This is a genomic window from Streptomyces sp. NPDC040589, from assembly GCF_055594445.1.
The window spans coordinates 316,613-335,745 of the sequence record NZ_JBVIWP010000005.1 but is presented as its reverse complement, the minus strand read 5'-3'; the positions used below and the strand labels follow the sequence as shown (position 1 = coordinate 335,745).

Below are 19,133 nucleotides of genomic sequence, written 5' to 3'. Positions count from 1 at the left end.
GTGCCCCCACGGGAAGCTGATCCACCCTGTTTCGACAGACGTATCGGTCAGGGCCCGGGTTGCTCCCCGGAGGGGGGTTCCACCTCACGGGTGAGGCGCAGCAGTCGGGCTTCGCAGTGGTCCAGCCACCGGACCTCGGCCTCGGCCTGGAAGACGAGCTGTTCCAGGACGAGCAGCCGGGCCATCTCGTGGGGGTGCCCGGGTGCGCGGGCCAGGGCCTCGGCCCGCTGCCGGACGTGGTCGTGGAGCGCCTGCGTCACGTGCCGGCGCTGGGCCTCGACGACCTCCCGTACGTCGACGCCGTCCGCTCCGACGGCCATCACCAGCTTGATGGCCAACTCGTCGCGCGGCGGGCTCGCGCGTTCGACAGGGCGGGCGTACCAGGCGCGCAGCTCGGCCCGGCCGGCCTCGGTGAGCGCGTACAGCGCCCGCCCCGCCTCGTCGACGCCCTCCTGGGCCACCAGGCCGTCCCGTTCGAGGCGGCCCAGCGTCGTGTAGACCTGCCCGATGTTCAGCGGCCAGGTCCCGCCGGTGCGGGCCTCGAAGTCGGTGCGCAGGCGTGACCCGTAGCGGGGGCCGGCCGCCAGGAGCGCGAGCAGTCCGTGACGTATGGACATAACCGGATTGTGCAGCGATTCCGCCCGTCGGCCGAACCCGGAGTGCCGGACGTCCGGGGCGGTGTGAGGCTGATTGCCTCGAAATAACCGAACTTGCCGATCTTGCCCTACCGGGCACGGCGGGAGGGGGTCACCAACGTGACTCCATGGCTACGCGCACTGCGGGCGACCGGACTGGTGGTCGCCTTGGGGGCGGGTGCGGTCGTCTCACCCTGCGGATCTGTCCAGGCCTACGGTTCTGCTGCCTCTGCCCCCTCTGTCCCCTCTGTCCCCTCTGTCCTCGCGTACGACGAAGAGGCCGGGGCGGTGGCCGCCCCCTCCGCCTTGTCGGCCCCGTCCGCGCCCGGGGAGCCCTCGCGGGCCGGGAGCCGGGCCGGTGAGGGACGGGACCGGCCGGGGCGGCCGGAGGAGCCCGAGGGGGAGCGGGAGGCCCGCGACGCCCGCGAGGCCACCGCCGTCCCCGAGGCGTCCCGGGAGGCCGTCCCCGCCGTTCCCGAGCCCCCGGCACCGACGGAGCCACCCGTACGCGAGGCCGCACCACAGACCGACCGCCCTGTCGGACCCGTACTCCGGATCCTGCCGCTGGGCAGCGGGCTGGTCCTGATCGGACTCGGCCTGGGCCTGGCGTTCGTGGGACTCCGGCTGCGGCGCGCGTAGGGGACGCGGTCGGCCCCTTGCGGGGCCGTTTCAGACGCCCCGCGGTCGCGTGTCCCGCCCGGGCCGGCTGCACGCGCCGTCGGGCTGCGCCGCGCCTGGGTGCCTGCTTCAAGCGCCCTGCGGTTGCGAGCGCGGCTGGGGGCGTGCCGAGCACCCCCGGGCTGCGCCGCGTCCAGGGCCCGCTTCAAGCACCCTCCGGCTAGAGCGCGCTGGGGCACCACCCGGCGGCGGAGGCGAGGCCCGCTCGAGAACCCCCGGGCTGCACCGCGCCCCAAGCCCGCTCGAGAACCCCGGGCTGCACCACCCCCGAGGCCCGCCCCGAACACCCCCGACTGCGACGCACCCGAGGGCGTTTCCAGCAGCCCCGGGCCGCGCCCCTTCCGAGGCCCGCGTCAAGCCCCCCGCGGGGCGATCAGCAATACCTTGCCGATGTGTCCGCTGTCCTCCAGGACCTGGTGGGCGGTGGTGGCGTCTGGCATGGGGAGTTCGCGGTCGATGACCGGGCGCAGGTGGCCGCCGGGGAAGAGGGGCCAGACGTGTTCGCGTACGGCCGCGACGATGGCCGCCTTCTCCTCGAGCGGACGGGCCCGCAGGGACGTCGCGCTGATCGCGCCGCGCTTGGCGAGGAGCGCGCCGATGTTCAGCTCGCCCTTGACGCCGCCCTGCATGCCGATGATCGCGAGGCGGCCGTTGACGGCGAGGGCCTTGACGTTGCGCTCCAGGTACTTGGCGCCCATGTTGTCGAGGATGACATCGGCCCCGGCGCCGTCCGTGGCCTTCCTGACCTCTTCGACGAAGTCCTGCTCGCGGTAGTTGACCAGGATGTCGGCTCCCAGTTCGGCGCACCGGTCCAGCTTCTCCTGGGTGCCCGCCGTGACGGCGACCCTGGCACCGACGGCCTTGGCGAGCTGGATCGCCATGGTGCCGATGCCGCTGGAGCCGCCGTGCACGAGGAGCGTCTCGCCGGGGCGCAGGTGGGCGATCATGAAGACGTTCGACCAGACCGTGCAGGTCACCTCGGGCAGTGCCGCGGCCTGCCGCAGGCCGACGCCCTCGGGCACGGGCAGCAGCTGTCCGGCCGGGACCACCACCTTCTCGGCGTAACCGCCTCCGGAGAGCAGCGCGCACACCTCGTCGCCCACGCTCCAGCCTGAGACGCCGGTGCCGATCCCGGCGATCCGCCCGGAGCACTCCAGGCCGGGGTAGGGGGGCGTGCCGGGCGGCGGGTCGTAGAAGCCCTGCCGCTGCAGGATGTCGGCCCGGTTGACGGCACCGGCCGTCACCTCGACCAGGACCTCGCCCTCGCCGGGCACGGGATCCGGGACCTCGTCCCAGACCAGCGCCTCGGGCCCACCAGGTTCGGGAATCGTGATCGCATACATGACTGGGACGGTACTCCTCGGTCGCCGGACGGAGTCCGCTCCGTCCTCAGGTCGGCTCCCCCTACGTCATTGGTCCGGTTCTGGCGAAAATCCATATGCGGGACCGATGAGTTTGCGCGACCGTAAAGGTCTCCCCATGCGTAGCCCACGTACTCGGAAGGACCCGAAGCATGAGCACGCAAACGTCCGGCCTGGCGATCGAGACCGCGGGCCTGGTGAAGACGTTCGGCGAGACCAGGGCCGTCGACGGAGTCGACCTGTCCGTGCCCGCCGGCACGGTCTACGGCGTCCTCGGCCCGAACGGCGCCGGCAAGACCACCACCGTGAAGATGCTCGCCACACTCCTGCGCCCGGACGGCGGCGAAGCGCATGTCTTCGGCCACGACATCGTCCGCGAGGCGGACGAGGTGCGCGCCCGGGTGAGCCTCACCGGCCAGTACGCGTCGGTGGACGAGGACCTCACCGGCACCGAGAACCTGGTCCTGCTGGGCCGGCTGCTCGGCCACCACAAGAAGGCCGCCCGGGAGCGCGCCGCCCAGCTCCTGGAGGCCTTCGGCCTCACGGAGGCCGCCGCGAAGCAGGTCAAGCACTACTCGGGCGGTATGCGGCGCCGGATCGACATCGCCGCGTCCATCCTCAGCACCCCCGACCTGCTGTTCCTCGACGAGCCGACGACCGGCCTCGATCCGCGCAGCCGCAACCAGGTGTGGGACATCGTGCGGGCCGTGGTCGCCCAGGGCACCACCGTGCTGCTGACCACGCAGTATCTGGACGAGGCCGACCAGCTGGCGTCCCGGATCGCCGTCATCGACCGCGGCCGGGTGATCGCCGAGGGCACCAAGGGCGAGCTGAAGTCGTCCGTCGGCTCCGGATCCGTCCATCTGCGGCTACGAGATCCCGGCCAACGGAGCCTCGCGGCCGACCTGCTGCGCCGGACCCTCGACGCGCAGGTGCAGCCGGAGCCCGACCCGGTGGCCCTGACCGCCCGACTCGGTACGGCGGCGAGCGACGACAGCGCGGCCCAGCAGGCCGCCCGCGCGCTGAACGAACTGGCCCACGCCGGGATCACCGTCGACAACTTCTCGCTGGGCCAGCCCAGCCTGGACGAGGTGTTCCTCGCCCTCACCGGGCACGACACGCACGCCCCGGACCGCACGGCCGACTCCGGCTCCGGCTCCCACGACCCGAAGGACGAGGTGGCGGCATGAGCACCACGACGACCACCGAGGCCAAGGAACTCGCCCCGGTCAGCACCGAGTCCCTCGCCGCCCTGCTCATCGCCAAGGAGCGGCCCGCGCGGCCCAGCGCATGGTCGGCCTCGATGACCTTCGGCTGGCGGGCGATCCTCAAGATCAAGCACGTGCCGGAGCAGCTCTTCGACGTCACGGCGTTCCCGATCATGATGGTGCTGATGTACACGTACCTGTTCGGCGGGGCGCTGGCCGGCTCGCCGAAGGAGTACATCCAGTTCCTGCTGCCGGGCATCCTCGTGATGTCGGTCGTGATGATCACGATGTACACGGGTGTCTCGGTCAACACGGACATCGAGAAGGGCGTCTTCGACCGGTTCCGCACGCTGCCGATCTGGCGGCCGTCGACCATGGTCGGCTATCTGCTCGGCGACGCCCTGCGGTACACGATCGCGTCGGTCGTGATGCTCACGGTCGGCATCATCCTGGGCTACCGGCCGGACGGCGGCATCGGCGGTGTGCTCGCCGGGATCGCCCTGCTGGTGCTCTTCTCGTTCGCCTTCTCGTGGATCTGGACGATGTTCGGGCTGATGCTGCGCACCGAGAAGTCGGTGATGGGCGTCAGCATGATGGTGATCTTCCCGCTCACCTTCCTGTCCAACGTCTTCGTCGACCCGACGACCATGCCGGGCTGGCTCCAGGCCTTCGTGAACAACAGCCCCATCACCCATCTGGCGTCGGCGGTGCGCGGCCTGATGGGCGGCGACTGGCCGGCCGACGAGGTCGCCTGGTCGCTGGGCTGGGCCGGACTGTTCGTGCTGGTCTTCGGGCCGGTCACGATGCGGTTGTACAACCGGAAGTGATGCGGTTGTACACCCGGAAGTAGCCCGACCCACCCGGCTGGTCAGTTGCGGGGCATCGGCGGCATCGGACGGATGTCGGGGGCGACCTGTGTCGCCGGTGTCTTCCGCACGATCGTGATGAGCCGGTCGGTCAACTCCAGCCTCCCCACGGCCGGATCGTCGTAGCCGAGCACCCGGTGGCCGCGTATGACACTGACCACCAGGTCGGCGATCTCACGCGGGGTCTTGCCCACCTCGGCCTTGACGACCGGCCGTTCGACGATGTCGAGCCCGCTGCCCTGATGGATGAGGTCCTCCATCACCATGCCGGCGGAGGGGCTGAGCACGGACAGGCCGAGCAGGCGGCCGGCGGCGCTGGCGCTGGTGACGACACCGTCGGCGCCGGACTGCTTGAGCAGCGGCGCGTTCTCCTCCTCCCGCACAGTGGCCACGATCTTCGCCCCGCGGTTGAGCTGCCGGGCCGTCAGCGTCACCAGGACCGCCGTGTCGTCGCGCTGGGTCGCGATGATGATCTGACGCGCCTTGTGCACCTCGGCCCGCTTCAGCACCTCGCTGCGGGTCGCGTCCCCGACGATGCCCGCGTAGCCCTCCGCGGTCGCGGCGTCGACGACCTTGGAACTGGGGTCGACCACGACGACCTGTTCCTTCTTCAGGCCCGTCGCGCAGACGGTCCGGATCGCCGACCTGCCCTTCGTCCCAAAACCGACGACGACGGTGTGATCGCGCAACGTGGACCTCCAGCGGGTCAGTCGCCACTCCTCCCGAGTGCGTTCGGTGAGGGCTTCGAGGGTGGTGCCGACCAGGATGATCAGGAACAGCACACGCAGGGGCGTGATGACGAGGATGTTCGTGAGCCGGGCGGCGTCGCCGGCGGGGGTGATGTCACCGTAGCCCGTGGTGGAGAGGGTGACGGTGGCGTAGTAGAAGGCGTCGAGGAGGGTGAGGCCGCCGCCCGCGTTGTCGTTGTAGCCGTCGCGGTCGGCGTAGACGATCAGCGCGGTGACGACGAGGAGCCCCAGCGCCATGGAGAGCCGCTTGAGGACCTGGCGGATCGGGTGCTCCACCACTTTCTTCGGGAGTTTCACCCGATGGGTCACCAGATGCTCGTCCGCCTGGCGGGCGATCACGTCCTGGCCCGGAAGTTTCACGTGAAACACACCCCGATCCCTGCGGACGCCCAGGGCAGGTCGAGCAGTTCCGCCTCCTGCCCCGGACGGGCTCCGCCCGGGGGCACGACGGCCAGCGCGTCGGCCGCCGCGATACCGCGCAGCATGGCCGGGCCGTTGTAGTGCAGCGGCACGGCCTGGTCGCCGCGCAGGACGACGGGCACGAGCCGGGTGTCGTGCGGGTGCCCGTGCACGGCGTCCCTGAGCGGCAGCATGTACGGCTCCGGGGCCGGGCGGGCCGCGAGGGTCCGCAGCAGCGGTTCGGCGAGCGTCAGCAGTCCGGAGACGGCGGCGAGCGGGTTGCCCGGCAGCCCGACGAGATGCTGGGTCTCCGTGATGCGGGCCAGCAGCATGGGGTGGCCGGGGCGCACCTTGACGCCGTCCACGAGGAGTTCGGCCCCGATACGGCGCAGGGTGGGGTGGACGTGGTCGACGGGACCCGCGGCGGTGCCGCCGGTGGTGACGATGACATCGGCGTCGGACGCGGTCACCGCCTTGCGCAGGGCGCCGGCGTCGTCCCGGACGCGTCGTACGGCGGTCACCTCGGCGCCGAGCGCACGCAGCCAGGGCGGCAGCATCGGGCCGAGCGCGTCCCGGATCAGACCGTCGTGCGGCAGCCCCTCGGTGAGCAACTCGTCGCCGAGGACGAGGACTTCGGCGCGGGCGCGGGGGACGGCGGTGACCGTGTTGTATCCGGCCGCCGCGGCGAGCCCGAGCACGGCCGGGGTGACGAGGGTGCCGACGGGCAGGAGTTGGTCGCCGGTGCGGCATTCCTGGCCCCGGGGGCGGATGTCCTGGCCGGGGACGACGCCCCTGGTCGCGTGCAGACGGCCCTTGTCGTCGGTGCGGCCGTGCTCGCTGCGCAGGACGGCCGTGGTGTCCGCGGGGATGCGGGCGCCGGTGGCGATCGGGACGGCCTCGCCGTCGGTCAGGGGCGCCTGCGCGGTGTGCCCGGCCAGGACGCCCTCGTCCCGTACGTCCCAGGGGGCGGGCCCGGCGACCGCCCAGCCGTCCATCGCGGAGGTGTCGAAGGAGGGGAGGTCGGTGAGGGCGTCGAGGGGGGTGGCCAGGGTGAGGCCGAGGGCGGCGTCGAGCGGCACGGAGACCGGGTCGCGGCGGGCGGCCCGGGCGGCGCTCCGGGCGGCGCGCTCGGCGATGTCCCGGGCCTGTGGCCAGGGGGTGGCCCGGTGCCGGGTGTCCGGCTTCCGGGGTGTGGGGGTGCTGTCCTGCTCCCCTCGTGCGGCGGGGTCGGGCAGATGGGTGCCGTTGCTGTTGTTCACGAGGGCGAGCACCTCCTCGACGTCGAGATCCTCGGCGTCCTCACCGGTGCGGGTGCCGGGCGGGGTCATCCGGCGTCCGGGCGGGTGTCGGGCGTCGCGTCGGGGGCGACGTCGGGCCGGTCCCCCGGGGCCTTCGGGGCCACCGAGGCTTCCGGGGTGCTCTCCTCCGCCCAGCGGGCCGCGAGGGCCACGGCCTTGCGGGCGGCCTCGGCGACGGCCTCGGGTCCCCCGCCGGCCCGCGCGGCCGCGTAGCCGACGAGGAAGGTGGTCAGCGGCGCGGCGGGCCTGGCCACACCATGGGCGGCGTCGCGGGCGAGGTCGAGCAGCTCTTTCACATCGACGTCGAGGTCGATCCCCAGCTCGTCCTTGACCGCGGAAATCCATTCATCCAACACGTGCCCATGCTCCCTGATGCGTGCCCTGGCGGAGGCGATGTCGTCCCAGGTGTCGCAGTCGAAAGACGCGACGGGATCGGAGACGCGGGTGAGGTCCAGCTCGGCGGTGAGGCGCCGCAGGGGAAGACCGTGCGGACCGCCGTGCCGGTCGGCGAGGAGGGCGAGCGTCTCGCGCAGCCGCCGGGTGCGGTACGCGGCGACGAGCGGCTGGTCACGGCCGTCCGGGTCGGTCAGCAGCACGCCGTCGGCGGCGCTCCCCCGCAGCGTGCCCAGCAGCCGGCCGACGGTCCGCTCCTCGAGGAACGGCAGGTCGGCGGAGAGCACCACGACGTGCTCCGCCGTGGTGTGCCGGAGCCCGGCGTCGAGCGCGGCGAGCGGTCCGCCGCCGGGCGGGTCCTCGCGGGCCCAGGTCACGGGCCGTGCCGTCGGCCGGGGCGCGGCCACGACGACGGTGGCGCGGGCGCCGTCGCACGCGGCGAGCACACGGTCGAGCAGGGCACGCCCGCCGACCCGCACCCCGGGTTTGTCCGCGCCCCCGAGGCGCCGGGCGGCACCACCGGCGAGCACGACGGCGTCGTAGACGGCGGGGTCCGTCCCCTGCGCGGGGCCGGGGCCGACGCCGGGTTCACCGGGAGGCTCGTACGCGGTCACCCCCCGAGTATGCGTGCCCCCGCGATCACATGGAACGCGGGGGAAGGGACGCGATCACCAGGAACGGCCGAGCGCCGGAGAGGAATCAGAGCGTCCGCAGCAGCACCGCCGGCTGTTCCACGCAGTCCGCCACGTAGCGCAGGAAGCCGCCCGCCGTACCGCCGTCGCACACGCGGTGGTCGAAGGTGAGCGAGAGCTGGACGACCTGCCGCACCGCCAGCTCGCCCTCGTGCACCCAGGGCTTGGGGACGATGCGGCCGACGCCGAGCATGGCGGCCTCGGGGTGGTTGATGATCGGTGTGGAGCCGTCGACGCCGAAGACTCCGTAGTTGTTCAACGTGAAGGTCCCGCCGGTGAGTTCGCCGGGCGTCAGCGTCCCGGTCCGGCCCGCCTCGGTCAGCCGGGCGAACTCCGCGGTCAGCGACTCGGCGTCCCGCGCGTGCGCGTCCCTGACCACCGGGACCACGAGCCCCCGGTCGGTCTGCGCCGCGAAGCCCAGATGCACGTGGTCGAACCGGACGACCTCCCTGGCCTGCGCGTCCACGGTGGAGTTGAGCTCGGGGAACCGGGCGAGGGCCGCGGTGCAGATCCGGGCCAGCAGGGCCAGGAGGGAGATCTTCGGCCCGCCGGCCGTGTTCATGGCGGTCCGTGCCCGCATGAGCTCCGTGGCGTCGGCGTCGACCCAGCAGGTCGCGTCGGGGATCTCGCGGCGGCTGCGGGACAGCTTGTCCGCGACGGCGCCCCGCATGCCCTTGAGGGGCGTACGGATCTCGCCCGGGGCGGCTGTCGCGGCCGGCCGGGGCGCGGGGGCCGCTGCCGGAGCGGGCCGGGGCGCGGCGCGCAGGGCGTACTCCACATCCGCCCGCAGGATCAGCCCGTCGGGCCCGGAGCCGGTCAGCTCCCGCAGGTCGAGGCCGTTCTGCCGGGCCAGCCTGCGGACCAGGGGCGAGATCACGGGGAGGGGGCCGTCCTCGGCCTCGGGGACACCCGCCCGCCCGTTCACCGCCGTGGCGGGGGCGGCACCGGCCCCCGGCTCCTGCCGCACCCTGCGTCGCCGCGCGGGTGCCTCGGAGGTGCCGTACCCGACGAGGACGTTGCCCGAGCCCTCGGTCCCGGCCTCTTCCGCACCGCCGCCGGACGGCGCCCGTTCCCCCACCGCCACCGTGATCAGCGGCGCCCCGACGGGCAGCTCCGTGCCCTCCTCGCCGAAGCGGGCCGTGACCACACCGCCGTAGGGGCACGGCACCTCGACCATCGCCTTGGCCGTCTCGACCTCGACGACCGGCTGGTCGATGGCGACCACGTCGCCGATCTCCACCAGCCAGCGCACGATCTCGGCCTCGGTGAGCCCCTCACCGAGGTCGGGCAGCTTGAACTCCAACACCTGTGCCATCAGCTCTCGGCCTCCCACTGCAGACGCCCCACGGCATCCAGGATCCGGTCCACACCGGGCAGGTGGTGGCGCTCCAGCATCGGCGGCGGATACGGGACGTCGAACCCGGCGACGCGCAGCACCGGCGCCTCCAGGTGGTGGAAGCAGCGCTCCGTGACCCGGGCCGCGATCTCCCCGCCCGGGCCCCCGAAGGAACCCGACTCGTGGACGACGACCGCGCGTCCCGTCCGCCGCACCGAGGCGCACACCGTCTCGTCGTCGAACGGCACCAGGGAGCGCAGGTCGACGACTTCGAGGTCCCAGCCCTCGGCCCGGGCCGCCTCGGCCGCCTCCATGCAGACGGGTACGGACGGCCCGTACGTGATGAGCGTGGCGCTCCGGCCCGAGCGCCGCACCACCGCGCGGCCTATCGGTTCAACGGGCGTCGGCTCCTCGGGGTTCCAGGAGTCCTTCGACCAGTACAGCCGCTTCGGCTCCAGGACGACGACCGGGTCGTCGGAGGCGATGGCGGCGCGCAGCAGGCCGTAGGCGTCGGCGACGGTGGCGGGTGTGACCACATGGAGCCCCGGAGTCGCCATGTAGTACGCCTCGGAGGAGTCGCTGTGGTGCTCCACTCCGCCGATGCCGCCGCCGTAGGGGACGCGGATGGTGATCGGCAGGGGCATCTTGCCGCGGGTGCGGTTGCGCGTCCGGGCCACGTGCGAGATGAGCTGTTCGAACGCCGGGTAGGCGAACGCGTCGAACTGCATCTCCACGACCGGCCGCAGGCCGTACATCGCCATGCCGACTGCGGTTCCGAGGATGCCCGCCTCGGCGAGCGGGGTGTCCGTGCAGCGGTCCTCGCCGAACTCCTTCGCGAGTCCGTCGGTGACGCGGAAGACGCCGCCGAGGGTGCCGACGTCCTCACCCATGACGTGCACGGCGGGGTCGGCGGCCATGGCGTCGCGCAGCGCGCGCGTGAGGGCCTGCGCCATGGTGGCCGGCTTGACGGCGACGGTGGTCATCGGTGCGTGTCCCCTTCCGGCCCGGTCTCGGCCTCGGCCGCCAGCTCCGCCCGCAGCTGCTCCCGCTGCTCGCGCAGCTGCGGGGTGGGCTCGGCGTAGACGTGGGTGAACAGGTCCATGGGGTCGAGCGCCGGGTCCTGGTTCATGTGCGCGCGCAGGTCGGCGGCCATCGTCTCGGCGGCGTCCCGCGCGGCCTGCTTTCCGGCCTCGTCGAGCAGTCCGCGGGTGGTCAGCTCGTGCTCCAGCAGCTGGATCGGGTCGTGCTCGCGCCAGGTCTCGACCTCGGCGTCACCGCGGTAGCGGGTCGCGTCGTCGGCGTTGGTGTGGGCGTCGACGCGGTAGGTGATCGCCTCGACCAGGGTGGGACCGCCGCCCGCGCGGGCGTGCCGTACGGCGTCGGAGAGCACCTCGTGCACGGCCGCGGCGTCGTTGCCGTCCACCAGGCGGCCGGGCATGCCGTAGCCGACGGCCTTGTGGGCCAGCGACGGGGCCGCGGTCTGCTTGGCGAGCGGGACGGAGATCGCGAAGCCGTTGTTCTGCACCAGGAAGACCACCGGGGCCTGCCAGACGGCGGCGAAGTTCAGCGCCTCGTGGAAGTCGCCCTCGCTGGTGCCACCGTCGCCGACCATGGCCAGCGCGACCACGTCGTCACCCTTGAGGCGGGCGGCGTGCGCGAGGCCCACGGCGTGCGGCAGCTGCGTGGCGAGCGGGGTACACAGCGGGGCGACCCGGTGCTCGTACGGGTCGTAGCCGGTGTGCCAGTCACCGCGCAGCAGCGTGAGGGCCTCGACGGGGTCCACCCCGCGGGCCACCACGGCGAGCGTGTCGCGGTAGCTCGGGAAGAGCCAGTCCCGCTCCTCCAGCACGAGCGCGGCGGCGACCTCGCAGGCCTCCTGCCCGGTGGTGGAGGGGTAGACGGCGAGGCGGCCCTGCTTGGTGAGAGCGGTGGCCTGCGCGTTGTAGCGGCGGCCTCGGACCAGCTGCGCGTACAGCGTCCGCAGCAGTTCCGGGTCGGCCTTCGCGGCGGCCTCGGTGCCGAGGACGCGGTACGGCTCGGCGTCGGGCAGCAGCGGCGCGGGATCCATGCGGGGCTGCCAGGCGGGCGGCGGGGTCGGCCGGTACGCGCCCCGCTGCTCCATGACCGTCATGACGGCACCTCCTCGTGGGAGCGGCTACGGGAGGCGTGTCGGCTGTGACCCGCCTCACCTACCGATTGTTCGGTCGACGGCACAATTTGGCTATGGCTGGCCTCAGGCTGTGGACAAACGGTTCTCCACAGCCTGTGATGGACGCAGTACGTCCATGGTAGGGAGGTCGGCGCAGGTGGCATCTGAACAAATGGCCGAAGGACAGGACGTCAGCGGTGTGCTGCCGCCGCCGCGGCCCCTGGACGCCATAGATCAGGACATCCTGCGCATGCTCCAGGCGGACGGCCGCGCCTCGATACGGTCGGTCGCCGAACGGGTCCATGTCTCGCGCGCCAACGCCTACGCCCGCATCAACCGGCTCGTCGAGGACGGTGTCATCCGCGGCTTCGGCGCCCGCGTCGACCATGAACGGGCCGGTCAGGGGACGTCTGCGTACATCACGCTGAAGATCGTGCAGAACTCCTGGCGCACGGTGCGCGAGGAGCTCAGACGGCTGCCGGGCGCCTCCCACATCGCCCTGGTGGGCGGGGACTTCGACGTGCTGCTGCTGGTGCACGTCTCCGACAACCGGTCCCTGCGTGAACTGGTGCTGACCCGCCTCCAGGCGATCCCGCAGGTGCTCAGCACCCGCACGCTGCTGGTCTTCGAGGAGGAGGACCTGGAGCCGCAGGGCTAGCGCCTGTCTCAGGAGTCCTGCCGGAGCCCCCCGAACGCCAGCCGCACCACCGCGTCGGCCACCTCGCGCTCGTTCATGCCCCGCCCGTCCGGCCGGTACCACTCCACGATCGAGTTGATCATTCCGAAGACCAGCCTGGTCACCAGCCGGACCTCGATGTCGCCGCGCACGTCCCCGTCCGCGGCCGCCGCCTTGATCAGGTCGGCCACCCGGTGGTCGAAGTCGCGGCGCCGCTCCAGGGCCCACCGCTCGGTGTCCGTGTTGCCGCGCACCCGCAGCAGCAGGGTCACGTAGGGCAGCTCGGCTATGAGCACCTCGACCATGCGCCGCACGACGTACTCCAGGCGCTCGGCGGACCGCCCCACGCGCGCGTGCTCCTCGTCGAGGATCCCGAAGAGGCCGTCCAGGGCCCGGCTCACGGCGCGGCGCAGCAGCTCCTCCTTGCCGGCGACGTGGTGGTATATCGACGACTTGGAGATGCCGGCCGCCTTGGAGAGGTGCTCCATGGAGGTGCCGTCGTAGCCACGCTCGTTGAACACCTGGACGGCGACGGACAGCAGGGTGTCCGGGGTGTACGTGTCGCGCTTGGCGGTGGTCATGAGGCTGTGCCCTCCCGCTTGTCGGAGGCGTGGGCGTGGCGGTACAGCGCGAGGGACGGCGTGTAGCGCCCCGAGGGGTCGCGCATATGGAGATCGTCCAGGAGCGCGTAGGCCCAGTAGCGGCCGAGTTTCCGGCTCCACTCGAAGGGGCCCAGGGGGTAGTTGACGCCGAGGCGCATCGCGGTGTCGATGTCCTCCTCGGTGGCCACGCCCTTGGCGACCGCGTCGTGCGCCAGGTCGATGATCCGCGCGACCGTGCGGGCGACGATCATGCCGGGGACGTCGCCGATGAGGCTGACCCGCTTGCCCATCGCCTGGAAGAGGCCGATGGCCTCGGCGAGGGTCTGCGGGGAGGTGTCCTGGGAGGCGGACAGGGCGATCCGGGTGGCCTTGCGGTAGTCGAGGGCGAGGTCGAAGTAGACGACGTCCCGGAACTCCACGGAGGTCTGCCCGTCGGCGAGGGCGAGCTGGCCCCCGCTCGGCAGCACCATGCGGGTGCCGTTGTCGTCCTCCTCGTCGCGGACCGGGATGCCCGCCTCGCGGATCAGCGCGAGCAGGTCGGACGCCGGGCCCAGGTCGCCCTCGGCGACGACGTACGCGGGCGGCTGCCGCCGCTCCGCCGTGTCCGGGTCAGGGCGCTCGGCGCCGTCCTGGTGGTCGTACCAGCCCTGGCCGGTCTTGCGGCCCAGCCGGCCGGACTCGACCAGGCGCCGCTGGGCGAGGGACGGCGTGAAGCGCACGTCCTGGAAGAAGGACTCCCAGACCGACCGCGTGACCGACTCGTTGACGTCCTGGCCGATCAGGTCGGTCAGCTCGAACGCGCCCATCCGGAAGCCGCCCGACTCGCGCAGCACGGCGTCGATGGTGGCCGGGTCGGCGCCCTGTGCCTCGTACACCGCGAAGGCCTCGGCGTAGAAGGGCCGGGCGATGCGGTTGACGATGAAGCCGGGGGTGTCCGCGCAGGCGACCGGCGTCTTGCCCCAGGCGCGGGCGGTCTCGTACGCGCGCGTGGCCGACGAGACGTCGGTGGCGAACCCGGAGACGACCTCGACCAGCGGCAGCAGCGGCGCCGGGTTGAAGAAGTGCAGGCCGACGAAGCGGCCGGGGGAGCGCAGGGCGCCGCCGATGGCGGTGACGGACAGGGACGAGGTGTTGGTGGCGAGCAGGCAGTCGTCGGCGACGACGCCCTCCAGCTCACGGAACAGGTCCTGCTTGACGTCCAGCCGCTCCAGGACCGCCTCGACGACCAGGGCGCAGTCCGCCAGCTCGGCGAGGGCCTCGGCGGGCAGCAGCCGGGCGCGGGCGGCGTCCCGGTCGGCGCCGGTGAGCCGCTCCTTCTCGACGAGCCGGTCCAGGCGCGCGCCGATCTCGTCGGCCGCCTCCCGGGCCCGCCCGGGGACGGTGTCGTACAGCCGTACGGGATGGCCCGCGACCAGCGCGACCTGGGCGATGCCCTGGCCCATGGTGCCGGTGCCGACGACGGCCACGGGGCTGCTGAGGTCGAGTGCTGTCATGTGCGCGATCCTCCCGCACGGGGTTTTCCACAGATGCGGCGGACCCCCTTGAGCCGACCGATCGTTCGGTTACTCTAGCTCTGTCCGAGTGTTCCTGCCCAGGTTTCTGCCCAGGTCATGAACTCGACGAAGAGTTCTTGAGACGAGGAGATGGTCACCCATGACCGCCGCACTCTCGGCGCACGAGCTGATCGCCCGGCACCGGTCCACCCTCGACCAGGCGCTGGAGGCGATCCGCACGCGCGCGTACTGGTCCCCGCACCCCGAGCACCCCAAGGCCTACGGGGAGCACGGCAGTCTGGACGCGGCGGCGGGCAAGGCCGCCTTCGACGCCCTGCTCGGCAACCGCCTCGACCTGGGCCAGCCCGGCACCGACGACTGGGTGGGCGGCGAGACGTCCCCGTACGGCGTCGACCTGGGCGTGACGTACCCGCACGCGGACCTCGACGTGCTGCTGCCCGCCATGAAGGCCGGACAGCGGGCCTGGCGGGACGCGGGCGCGGAGCAGCGCGCGGTGGTCTGCCTGGAGATCCTCAAGCGCGTCAGCGACCGGACGCACGAGTTCGCGCACGCGGTCATGCACACCTCCGGCCAGGCCTTCATGATGGCGTTCCAGGCGGGCGGGCCGCACGCCCAGGACCGCGGCATGGAGGCGGTGGCGTACGCGTACGTGGAGCAGGTGCGCACACCCGACAACGCCGAGTGGACCAAGCCGCAGGGCAAGCGCGACCCGCTGGCCATGACCAAGCAGTTCACGCCGGTCCCGCGCGGCATCGGCCTGGTGATCGGCTGCAACACCTTCCCGACGTGGAACGGCTACCCGGGCCTGTTCGCCTCCCTCGCCACGGGCAACGCGGTCCTGGTCAAGCCCCACCCGCGCGCGGTGCTGCCGCTCGCGCTCACCGTGCAGGTCGCGCGGGAGGTGCTCGCCGAGACGGGCTTCGACCCGAACCTGGTCGCGCTGGCCGCCGAGCGCCCCGGCGAGGGCATCGCCAAGACCCTGGCGACGCGCCCCGAGATCCGGATCATCGACTACACGGGCTCGACCGAGTTCGGCGACTGGCTGGAGGCCAACGCCCGCCAGGCGCAGGTCTACACGGAGAAGGCCGGCGTCAACACCGTCGTCGTCCACTCCACGGCCGACTACAAGGGCATGCTCTCCAACCTGGCGTTCTCGCTGTCCCTGTACAGCGGCCAGATGTGCACGACCCCGCAGAACCTGCTCGTCCCCCGGGAGGGCATCTCCACGGACCAGGGTCCCAAGTCCTACGACGAGGTGGTCGCCGACCTCGCCAAGTCGGTCGACGGCCTGCTCGGCGACGACGCCCGGGCGAACGCGCTGCTCGGTGCGATCGTCACCCCGGATGTGAAGGCCCGGCTGGAGGCCGCCGCGGGTCTCGGCGAGGTCGCCCTGGCGTCCCGGGAGATCACCAACCCCGACTTCCCGGGTGCGGTCGTGCGGACACCGGTGATCGTGAAGCTGGACGGGGCCAAGCCGGACGCGGAGGCCGCGTACATGAGCGAGTGCTTCGGGCCGGTGTCGTTCGCCGTCGCCGTCGACTCGGCCTCGGACGCGGTGGAGTTGCTGCGGCGGACCGTTCGGGAGAAGGGCGCGATGACCGTCGGGGCGTACACCACCGACCCGGAGGTCGAGCGGGACGTGCAGGAGGCCTGTCTGGAGGAGGCGGCGCAGTTGTCGCTGAATCTGACGGGTGGGGTGTATGTGAATCAGACGGCCGCGTTCTCCGACTTCCACGGGTCGGGCGGGAATCCGGCGGCCAGTGCGGCGCTGTGTGACGGGGCGTTCGTGGCCAACCGGTTCAGGGTTGTCGAGGTGCGGCGGGACGCCTAAAAACTCCCGCAGCTCCAGTGGTACAGCGTCATCGCCACACTCGTCGCCAGGTTGTAGCTGCTGACCTGCGGACGCATCGGCAGGGACAGCAAGTGGTCCGCTCGGGCGCGGAGTTCCTCCGACAGGCCCGTGCGTTCCGAGCCGAACGCGAGGACGGCGTCGTCCGGGAGCTTGACGCCCCGGATGTCGTCGCCCTCGGGGTCGAGGGCGAACAGCGGGCCGGGCGGCAGGTCGGGGACCTCCAGCCGTTCCACCGCCGTCGCGAAGTGCAGGCCCGCGCCACCGCGTACGACCGTCGGATGCCAGGGGTCGACCGTCCCGGTCGTCACCACGCCCGTCGCGCCGAAGCCGGCGGCCAGGCGGATCACCGCCCCCGCGTTGCCCAGGTTGCGCGGATTGTCGAGGACCACGACCGGGGTAATGCGGGGCGTGCGGGCCAGCCGCGCGAGGTTGGACTCGCGGGAGGGGCGCACGGCGAGCGCGGCCACGGCGGTGGGATGCGGGCGCGGCACGAACGACGCGTACGTCTCGTGCGGCACCTCCGTGAGCAGCGCGCCCAGCGCCTCCCGTACGTCCGGGGCCAGCTCGTCGGCGAGGGCGAGCGCGGCCGCCCGGTCGACGGTGACCGCCACCGGCACCTCGGCGCCGAACCGCACCGCGTGCTTGAGGGCGTGGAAGCCGTCGAGCAGGACGGTGCTGCCGGCGAGCCGGTGCCAGACGGTCACGGGGTCGGTCATGCCCCGAAGCCTACGTGCGCGGCCCGGGAGCCTTCGGGGGCGTGCTGCTCGGGCACCGGCACGCGCCCGCCGCGCCGGCGCGGCAGCCGGTCACGCGCGCGTGCCGCACGGCCGCCCAGGCGGCGCAGGAAGGACGTCGGCAGGAACACCGCGTCCGCCGCGATCATCGCCAGCGAGAAGAACGGCAGGCCGAGAACGACGGCGATCACGGCGTGCTCGGTGATCATGAGCGCCAGCAGGACGTTCTTCACCCGCCGGTTGAACAGCGTGAACGGGAAGGCGACCTGCACGAGGACCGTCCCGTAGGTCACGAGCATCACCATCGTCCCGCCGGCGGACAGCAGGTCGGCGAGGGCGGGCCAGGGCGAGAAGTACTCCAGGTGGAGCGGGTAGTAGACGGCGGTGCCGTCCTGCCAGCGGGAACCCTGGATCTTGTACCAGCCGGCCGTCGCGTAGATCAGGCACGCCTCGGCCATGATCACGAGCAGGGCGCCGTTGTGCACGATGTTGGCGACGACGTCGAGCAGGATCCGCGGTTCGCCGGACTTCGCGCGGCGCCCGGCCAGCCACCACAGGGCCTGCGCCGCCCACATGGTCCACAGCAGCACGGGTATCAGCAGGTCGTCGCCGTCCATCCGGCCCGCCAGGGTCGCCGCGAGCAGCGCCACCCCGAGTACACCCCACAGGGCCGGGCCGGTCCGGTCCCTGACCCGCTCGCCGCGCGCGCGGGCGTCCCGGGCGCGCGCGGCCCGCCGGGCGTCCAGCGACCACACCTGGGCGCACCGCGTGAAGACCAGGTAGATCGACATCAGGTGCAGCACGTTGTCGCCGCCGTCGCCCATGAAGACGCTGCGGTTCTGCAGCGACAGCACACCGACCATGAACAGCACCGACATGGTGCGGGTGCGCCAGCCCAGCATCAGCAGGGCGCTGGACAGGATCGCGAGCGCGTAGACCAGCTCGAACCAGATCCGGCCGTCCGACCACATCAGGGTGGTGAAGGCCTTGTTGGTCCCGATCAGCTGCTCGGCCAGACCCCAGCTCCAGGGCCCGTCGGGGCCGTAGAGCTCATGGCGGTGGGGCAGCTCGCGCAGCAGGAACAGCAGCCAGGTCGCGCTGAAGCCGATGCGGATCACGGCGGTCTGGTACGGGCCGAGGGCGGCCTCGGTGACCCGGGCGATGCCGCGCGAGACGGCCAGGGAGAAGCGGTTCACCGTATGCCTCCCCGGGCCTCGTCCCGCGGCACCGGCCACCAGGGCAGCTCGCGGTAGGACGGCGTCGTGGAGACCTTCTCCCGGCTCCACTTCGGCGGGGGCACGTTGGTGGTGCGGGAGCGGACCTGGACGCGCTCGATGACACCGTCGTCCCCGGCCGTGGCGCCCGCCGCGTCGTCGCGGTCGAGACGCAGCACCACGATCCGGCGCAGATACGACTCGGAGAGTGATCCGCGCAGGCCGACCGGGCGGCTCTCGCTGTCGTGCGTCGCGGTGAAGAAGTCCCAGGCGCGGCGCAGCTCGTTCTGCTGGGTGTGGCTGGGCAGCAGATTGCCGTCGATGGCCCGGCCGTCCTCGGCGGACAGGTCGTACCAGCCGGTGCTCAGCCTCCCGCCGTCCGCGCCGCGGACCTCGGCTCGGGCCTGGATCGAGATGTTCTGCTGGAGCGGGTTCGGGGCGAAGAGCTTCCAGTTCTGCTCGAACTCCGGATAGATCCAGTCGTCCACGGCCCGGCCGTGCTCCTTGGTGACCGTGTTGGCCGGCGCGACATGCAGGAACGTCATCGCGATGTGCACACAGACCCCGATCGCGACGACCGCGAGCGCCAGCGCGACACCTGTCTGATACGGGAGGGAGAGCGCGGCGATGCCGGAGCGGGGCGGGTCGGGCGGGCCCGGCTCGGCGAGCCCGGACGGGCCGGGCGGGCCGTCCGGCCCGTGCCGGGCGTTCGAGCCCTCGTCGTACGCGTCCATTCCGCCCCGTTCCAGATTCCCGGTCCGTCCTACCGCCGCGCGG

General features: G+C 72.6%; 18 protein-coding genes. 5 read left to right on the top strand and 13 right to left on the bottom strand.

Annotation, left to right across the window (positions count from 1 at the left end; translation table 11 throughout):
* Window positions 1-47: 47 nt before the first annotated feature.
* Window positions 48-617 carry a PadR family transcriptional regulator gene (locus tag ACZ58V_RS24285; protein WP_468198654.1) on the bottom strand — a complete coding sequence of 190 codons (570 nt, stop codon included), beginning with the start codon at window positions 615-617 and terminating at the stop codon, window positions 48-50.
* Window positions 618-923: 306 nt separating this feature from the next.
* Here ACZ58V_RS24285 and ACZ58V_RS24280 point away from each other — a divergent pair, with 306 nt between their 5' ends.
* Window positions 924-1,274 carry a hypothetical protein gene (locus tag ACZ58V_RS24280; protein ID WP_471292175.1) on the top strand — a complete coding sequence of 117 codons (351 nt, stop codon included), beginning with the start codon at window positions 924-926 and terminating at the stop codon, window positions 1,272-1,274.
* Between the two features lie 392 nt (window positions 1,275-1,666).
* Here ACZ58V_RS24280 and ACZ58V_RS24275 read toward each other — a convergent pair whose 3' ends face one another.
* The gene (locus tag ACZ58V_RS24275; protein WP_468198650.1) at window positions 1,667-2,656 is read right to left on the bottom strand and encodes an NAD(P)H-quinone oxidoreductase; all 990 of its coding nucleotides are present in this window, start codon (window positions 2,654-2,656) and stop codon (window positions 1,667-1,669) included.
* A gap of 170 nt (window positions 2,657-2,826) precedes the next feature.
* Here ACZ58V_RS24275 and ACZ58V_RS24270 point away from each other — a divergent pair, with 170 nt between their 5' ends.
* Both ACZ58V_RS24270 and ACZ58V_RS24265 read left to right on the top strand, forming a co-directional pair.
* Window positions 2,827-3,864 (top strand): ATP-binding cassette domain-containing protein, encoded by a 1,038-nt coding sequence (locus ACZ58V_RS24270; protein ID WP_468198648.1) that lies wholly within the window; start codon window positions 2,827-2,829, stop codon window positions 3,862-3,864.
* Complete coding sequence (locus ACZ58V_RS24265) at window positions 3,861-4,709, top strand: ABC transporter permease (RefSeq protein WP_471292172.1); 849 nt, start codon at window positions 3,861-3,863, stop codon at window positions 4,707-4,709. The genes ACZ58V_RS24270 and ACZ58V_RS24265 overlap by 4 nt, the downstream gene beginning before the upstream one ends.
* 41 nt (window positions 4,710-4,750) lie before the next feature.
* Here the strand turns inward: ACZ58V_RS24265 and ACZ58V_RS24260 are convergent, their stop codons facing one another.
* The 6 genes from ACZ58V_RS24260 to pdhA all read right to left on the bottom strand — a co-directional run bounded on the left by ACZ58V_RS24260 (window position 4,751) and on the right by pdhA (window position 11,746).
* On the bottom strand, window positions 4,751-5,857 hold the full coding sequence (locus ACZ58V_RS24260; protein ID WP_471292169.1) for a potassium channel family protein: 1,107 nt from the start codon (window positions 5,855-5,857) through the stop codon (window positions 4,751-4,753).
* Window positions 5,854-7,224, bottom strand: coding sequence for a molybdopterin molybdotransferase MoeA (locus tag ACZ58V_RS24255; RefSeq protein WP_471292167.1), 1,371 nt, complete (start codon window positions 7,222-7,224; stop codon window positions 5,854-5,856). The genes ACZ58V_RS24260 and ACZ58V_RS24255 overlap by 4 nt, the downstream gene beginning before the upstream one ends.
* Window positions 7,221-8,201: an NTP transferase domain-containing protein gene (locus ACZ58V_RS24250; RefSeq protein ID WP_471292164.1), complete on the bottom strand. Its 981-nt coding sequence runs from the start codon at window positions 8,199-8,201 to the stop codon at window positions 7,221-7,223. Before ACZ58V_RS24250 ends, ACZ58V_RS24255 begins: the two co-directional genes overlap by 4 nt.
* A gap of 85 nt (window positions 8,202-8,286) precedes the next feature.
* Window positions 8,287-9,594, bottom strand: a complete 1,308-nt coding sequence (locus ACZ58V_RS24245) for a dihydrolipoamide acetyltransferase family protein (RefSeq protein ID WP_471292162.1) — start codon at window positions 9,592-9,594, stop codon at window positions 8,287-8,289.
* Window positions 9,594-10,598 carry an alpha-ketoacid dehydrogenase subunit beta gene (locus ACZ58V_RS24240; RefSeq protein WP_452859295.1) on the bottom strand — a complete coding sequence of 335 codons (1,005 nt, stop codon included), beginning with the start codon at window positions 10,596-10,598 and terminating at the stop codon, window positions 9,594-9,596. Before ACZ58V_RS24240 ends, ACZ58V_RS24245 begins: the two co-directional genes overlap by 1 nt.
* A complete protein-coding gene (gene pdhA / locus ACZ58V_RS24235; RefSeq protein WP_468198632.1) occupies window positions 10,595-11,746 on the bottom strand; it encodes a pyruvate dehydrogenase (acetyl-transferring) E1 component subunit alpha in 1,152 nt (383 codons plus the stop codon). The genes ACZ58V_RS24240 and pdhA overlap by 4 nt, the downstream gene beginning before the upstream one ends.
* Before the next feature lie 190 nt (window positions 11,747-11,936).
* Here pdhA and ACZ58V_RS24230 point away from each other — a divergent pair, with 190 nt between their 5' ends.
* Entirely contained in the window at window positions 11,937-12,422 is a 486-nt protein-coding gene (locus ACZ58V_RS24230; protein WP_468198818.1) for an Lrp/AsnC family transcriptional regulator, read from the top strand.
* Between the two features lie 8 nt (window positions 12,423-12,430).
* Here ACZ58V_RS24230 and ACZ58V_RS24225 read toward each other — a convergent pair whose 3' ends face one another.
* Window positions 12,431-13,021: a TetR/AcrR family transcriptional regulator gene (locus tag ACZ58V_RS24225; RefSeq protein ID WP_359891161.1), complete on the bottom strand. Its 591-nt coding sequence runs from the start codon at window positions 13,019-13,021 to the stop codon at window positions 12,431-12,433.
* The gene (locus ACZ58V_RS24220; RefSeq protein ID WP_468198630.1) at window positions 13,018-14,535 is read right to left on the bottom strand and encodes a 3-hydroxyacyl-CoA dehydrogenase; all 1,518 of its coding nucleotides are present in this window, start codon (window positions 14,533-14,535) and stop codon (window positions 13,018-13,020) included. The genes ACZ58V_RS24225 and ACZ58V_RS24220 overlap by 4 nt, the downstream gene beginning before the upstream one ends.
* Before the next feature lie 160 nt (window positions 14,536-14,695).
* Between ACZ58V_RS24220 and paaN the strand changes: the two genes are divergently transcribed.
* On the top strand, window positions 14,696-16,387 hold the full coding sequence (paaN, locus tag ACZ58V_RS24215; protein WP_471292158.1) for a phenylacetic acid degradation protein PaaN: 1,692 nt from the start codon (window positions 14,696-14,698) through the stop codon (window positions 16,385-16,387).
* On the opposite strand, the gene ACZ58V_RS24210 is transcribed toward paaN, so the two are convergent.
* Genes ACZ58V_RS24210 through ACZ58V_RS24200 form a run of 3 tightly spaced genes read right to left on the bottom strand, consistent with a single transcriptional unit; the run spans window position 16,384 to window position 19,090 of the window.
* Entirely contained in the window at window positions 16,384-17,124 is a 741-nt protein-coding gene (locus ACZ58V_RS24210; protein ID WP_471292156.1) for a TrmH family RNA methyltransferase, read from the bottom strand. The two genes, paaN and ACZ58V_RS24210, sit on opposite strands and share 4 nt — an antisense overlap.
* Window positions 17,121-18,338, bottom strand: a complete 1,218-nt coding sequence (locus ACZ58V_RS24205) for an HTTM domain-containing protein (protein ID WP_471292153.1) — start codon at window positions 18,336-18,338, stop codon at window positions 17,121-17,123. The genes ACZ58V_RS24210 and ACZ58V_RS24205 overlap by 4 nt, the downstream gene beginning before the upstream one ends.
* Entirely contained in the window at window positions 18,335-19,090 is a 756-nt protein-coding gene (locus ACZ58V_RS24200) for a DUF5819 family protein (RefSeq protein ID WP_471292151.1), read from the bottom strand. The genes ACZ58V_RS24205 and ACZ58V_RS24200 overlap by 4 nt, the downstream gene beginning before the upstream one ends.
* Window positions 19,091-19,133 lie beyond the last annotated feature (43 nt).

Excerpts from the sequence above, each read along its gene's own strand:
- paaN (WP_471292158.1), top strand. The coding sequence starts at position 14,696 with ATGACCGCCGCACTCTCGGCGCACGAGCTGATCGCCCGGCACCGGTCC.
- ACZ58V_RS24285 (WP_468198654.1), bottom strand. The coding sequence starts at position 617 with ATGTCCATACGTCACGGACTGCTCGCGCTCCTGGCGGCCGGCCCCCGC.
- ACZ58V_RS24270 (WP_468198648.1), top strand. The coding sequence starts at position 2,827 with ATGAGCACGCAAACGTCCGGCCTGGCGATCGAGACCGCGGGCCTGGTG.
- ACZ58V_RS24230 (WP_468198818.1), top strand. The coding sequence starts at position 11,937 with ATGGCCGAAGGACAGGACGTCAGCGGTGTGCTGCCGCCGCCGCGGCCC.
- pdhA (WP_468198632.1), bottom strand. The coding sequence starts at position 11,746 with ATGACGGTCATGGAGCAGCGGGGCGCGTACCGGCCGACCCCGCCGCCC.
- ACZ58V_RS24225 (WP_359891161.1), bottom strand. The coding sequence starts at position 13,021 with ATGACCACCGCCAAGCGCGACACGTACACCCCGGACACCCTGCTGTCC.
- ACZ58V_RS24210 (WP_471292156.1), bottom strand. The coding sequence starts at position 17,124 with ATGACCGACCCCGTGACCGTCTGGCACCGGCTCGCCGGCAGCACCGTC.
- ACZ58V_RS24245 (WP_471292162.1), bottom strand. The coding sequence starts at position 9,594 with ATGGCACAGGTGTTGGAGTTCAAGCTGCCCGACCTCGGTGAGGGGCTC.
- ACZ58V_RS24275 (WP_468198650.1), bottom strand. The coding sequence starts at position 2,656 with ATGTATGCGATCACGATTCCCGAACCTGGTGGGCCCGAGGCGCTGGTC.
- ACZ58V_RS24255 (WP_471292167.1), bottom strand. The coding sequence starts at position 7,224 with ATGACCCCGCCCGGCACCCGCACCGGTGAGGACGCCGAGGATCTCGAC.
- ACZ58V_RS24240 (WP_452859295.1), bottom strand. The coding sequence starts at position 10,598 with ATGACCACCGTCGCCGTCAAGCCGGCCACCATGGCGCAGGCCCTCACG.
- ACZ58V_RS24200 (WP_471292151.1), bottom strand. The coding sequence starts at position 19,090 with ATGGACGCGTACGACGAGGGCTCGAACGCCCGGCACGGGCCGGACGGC.
- ACZ58V_RS24265 (WP_471292172.1), top strand. The coding sequence starts at position 3,861 with ATGAGCACCACGACGACCACCGAGGCCAAGGAACTCGCCCCGGTCAGC.
- ACZ58V_RS24220 (WP_468198630.1), bottom strand. The coding sequence starts at position 14,535 with ATGACAGCACTCGACCTCAGCAGCCCCGTGGCCGTCGTCGGCACCGGC.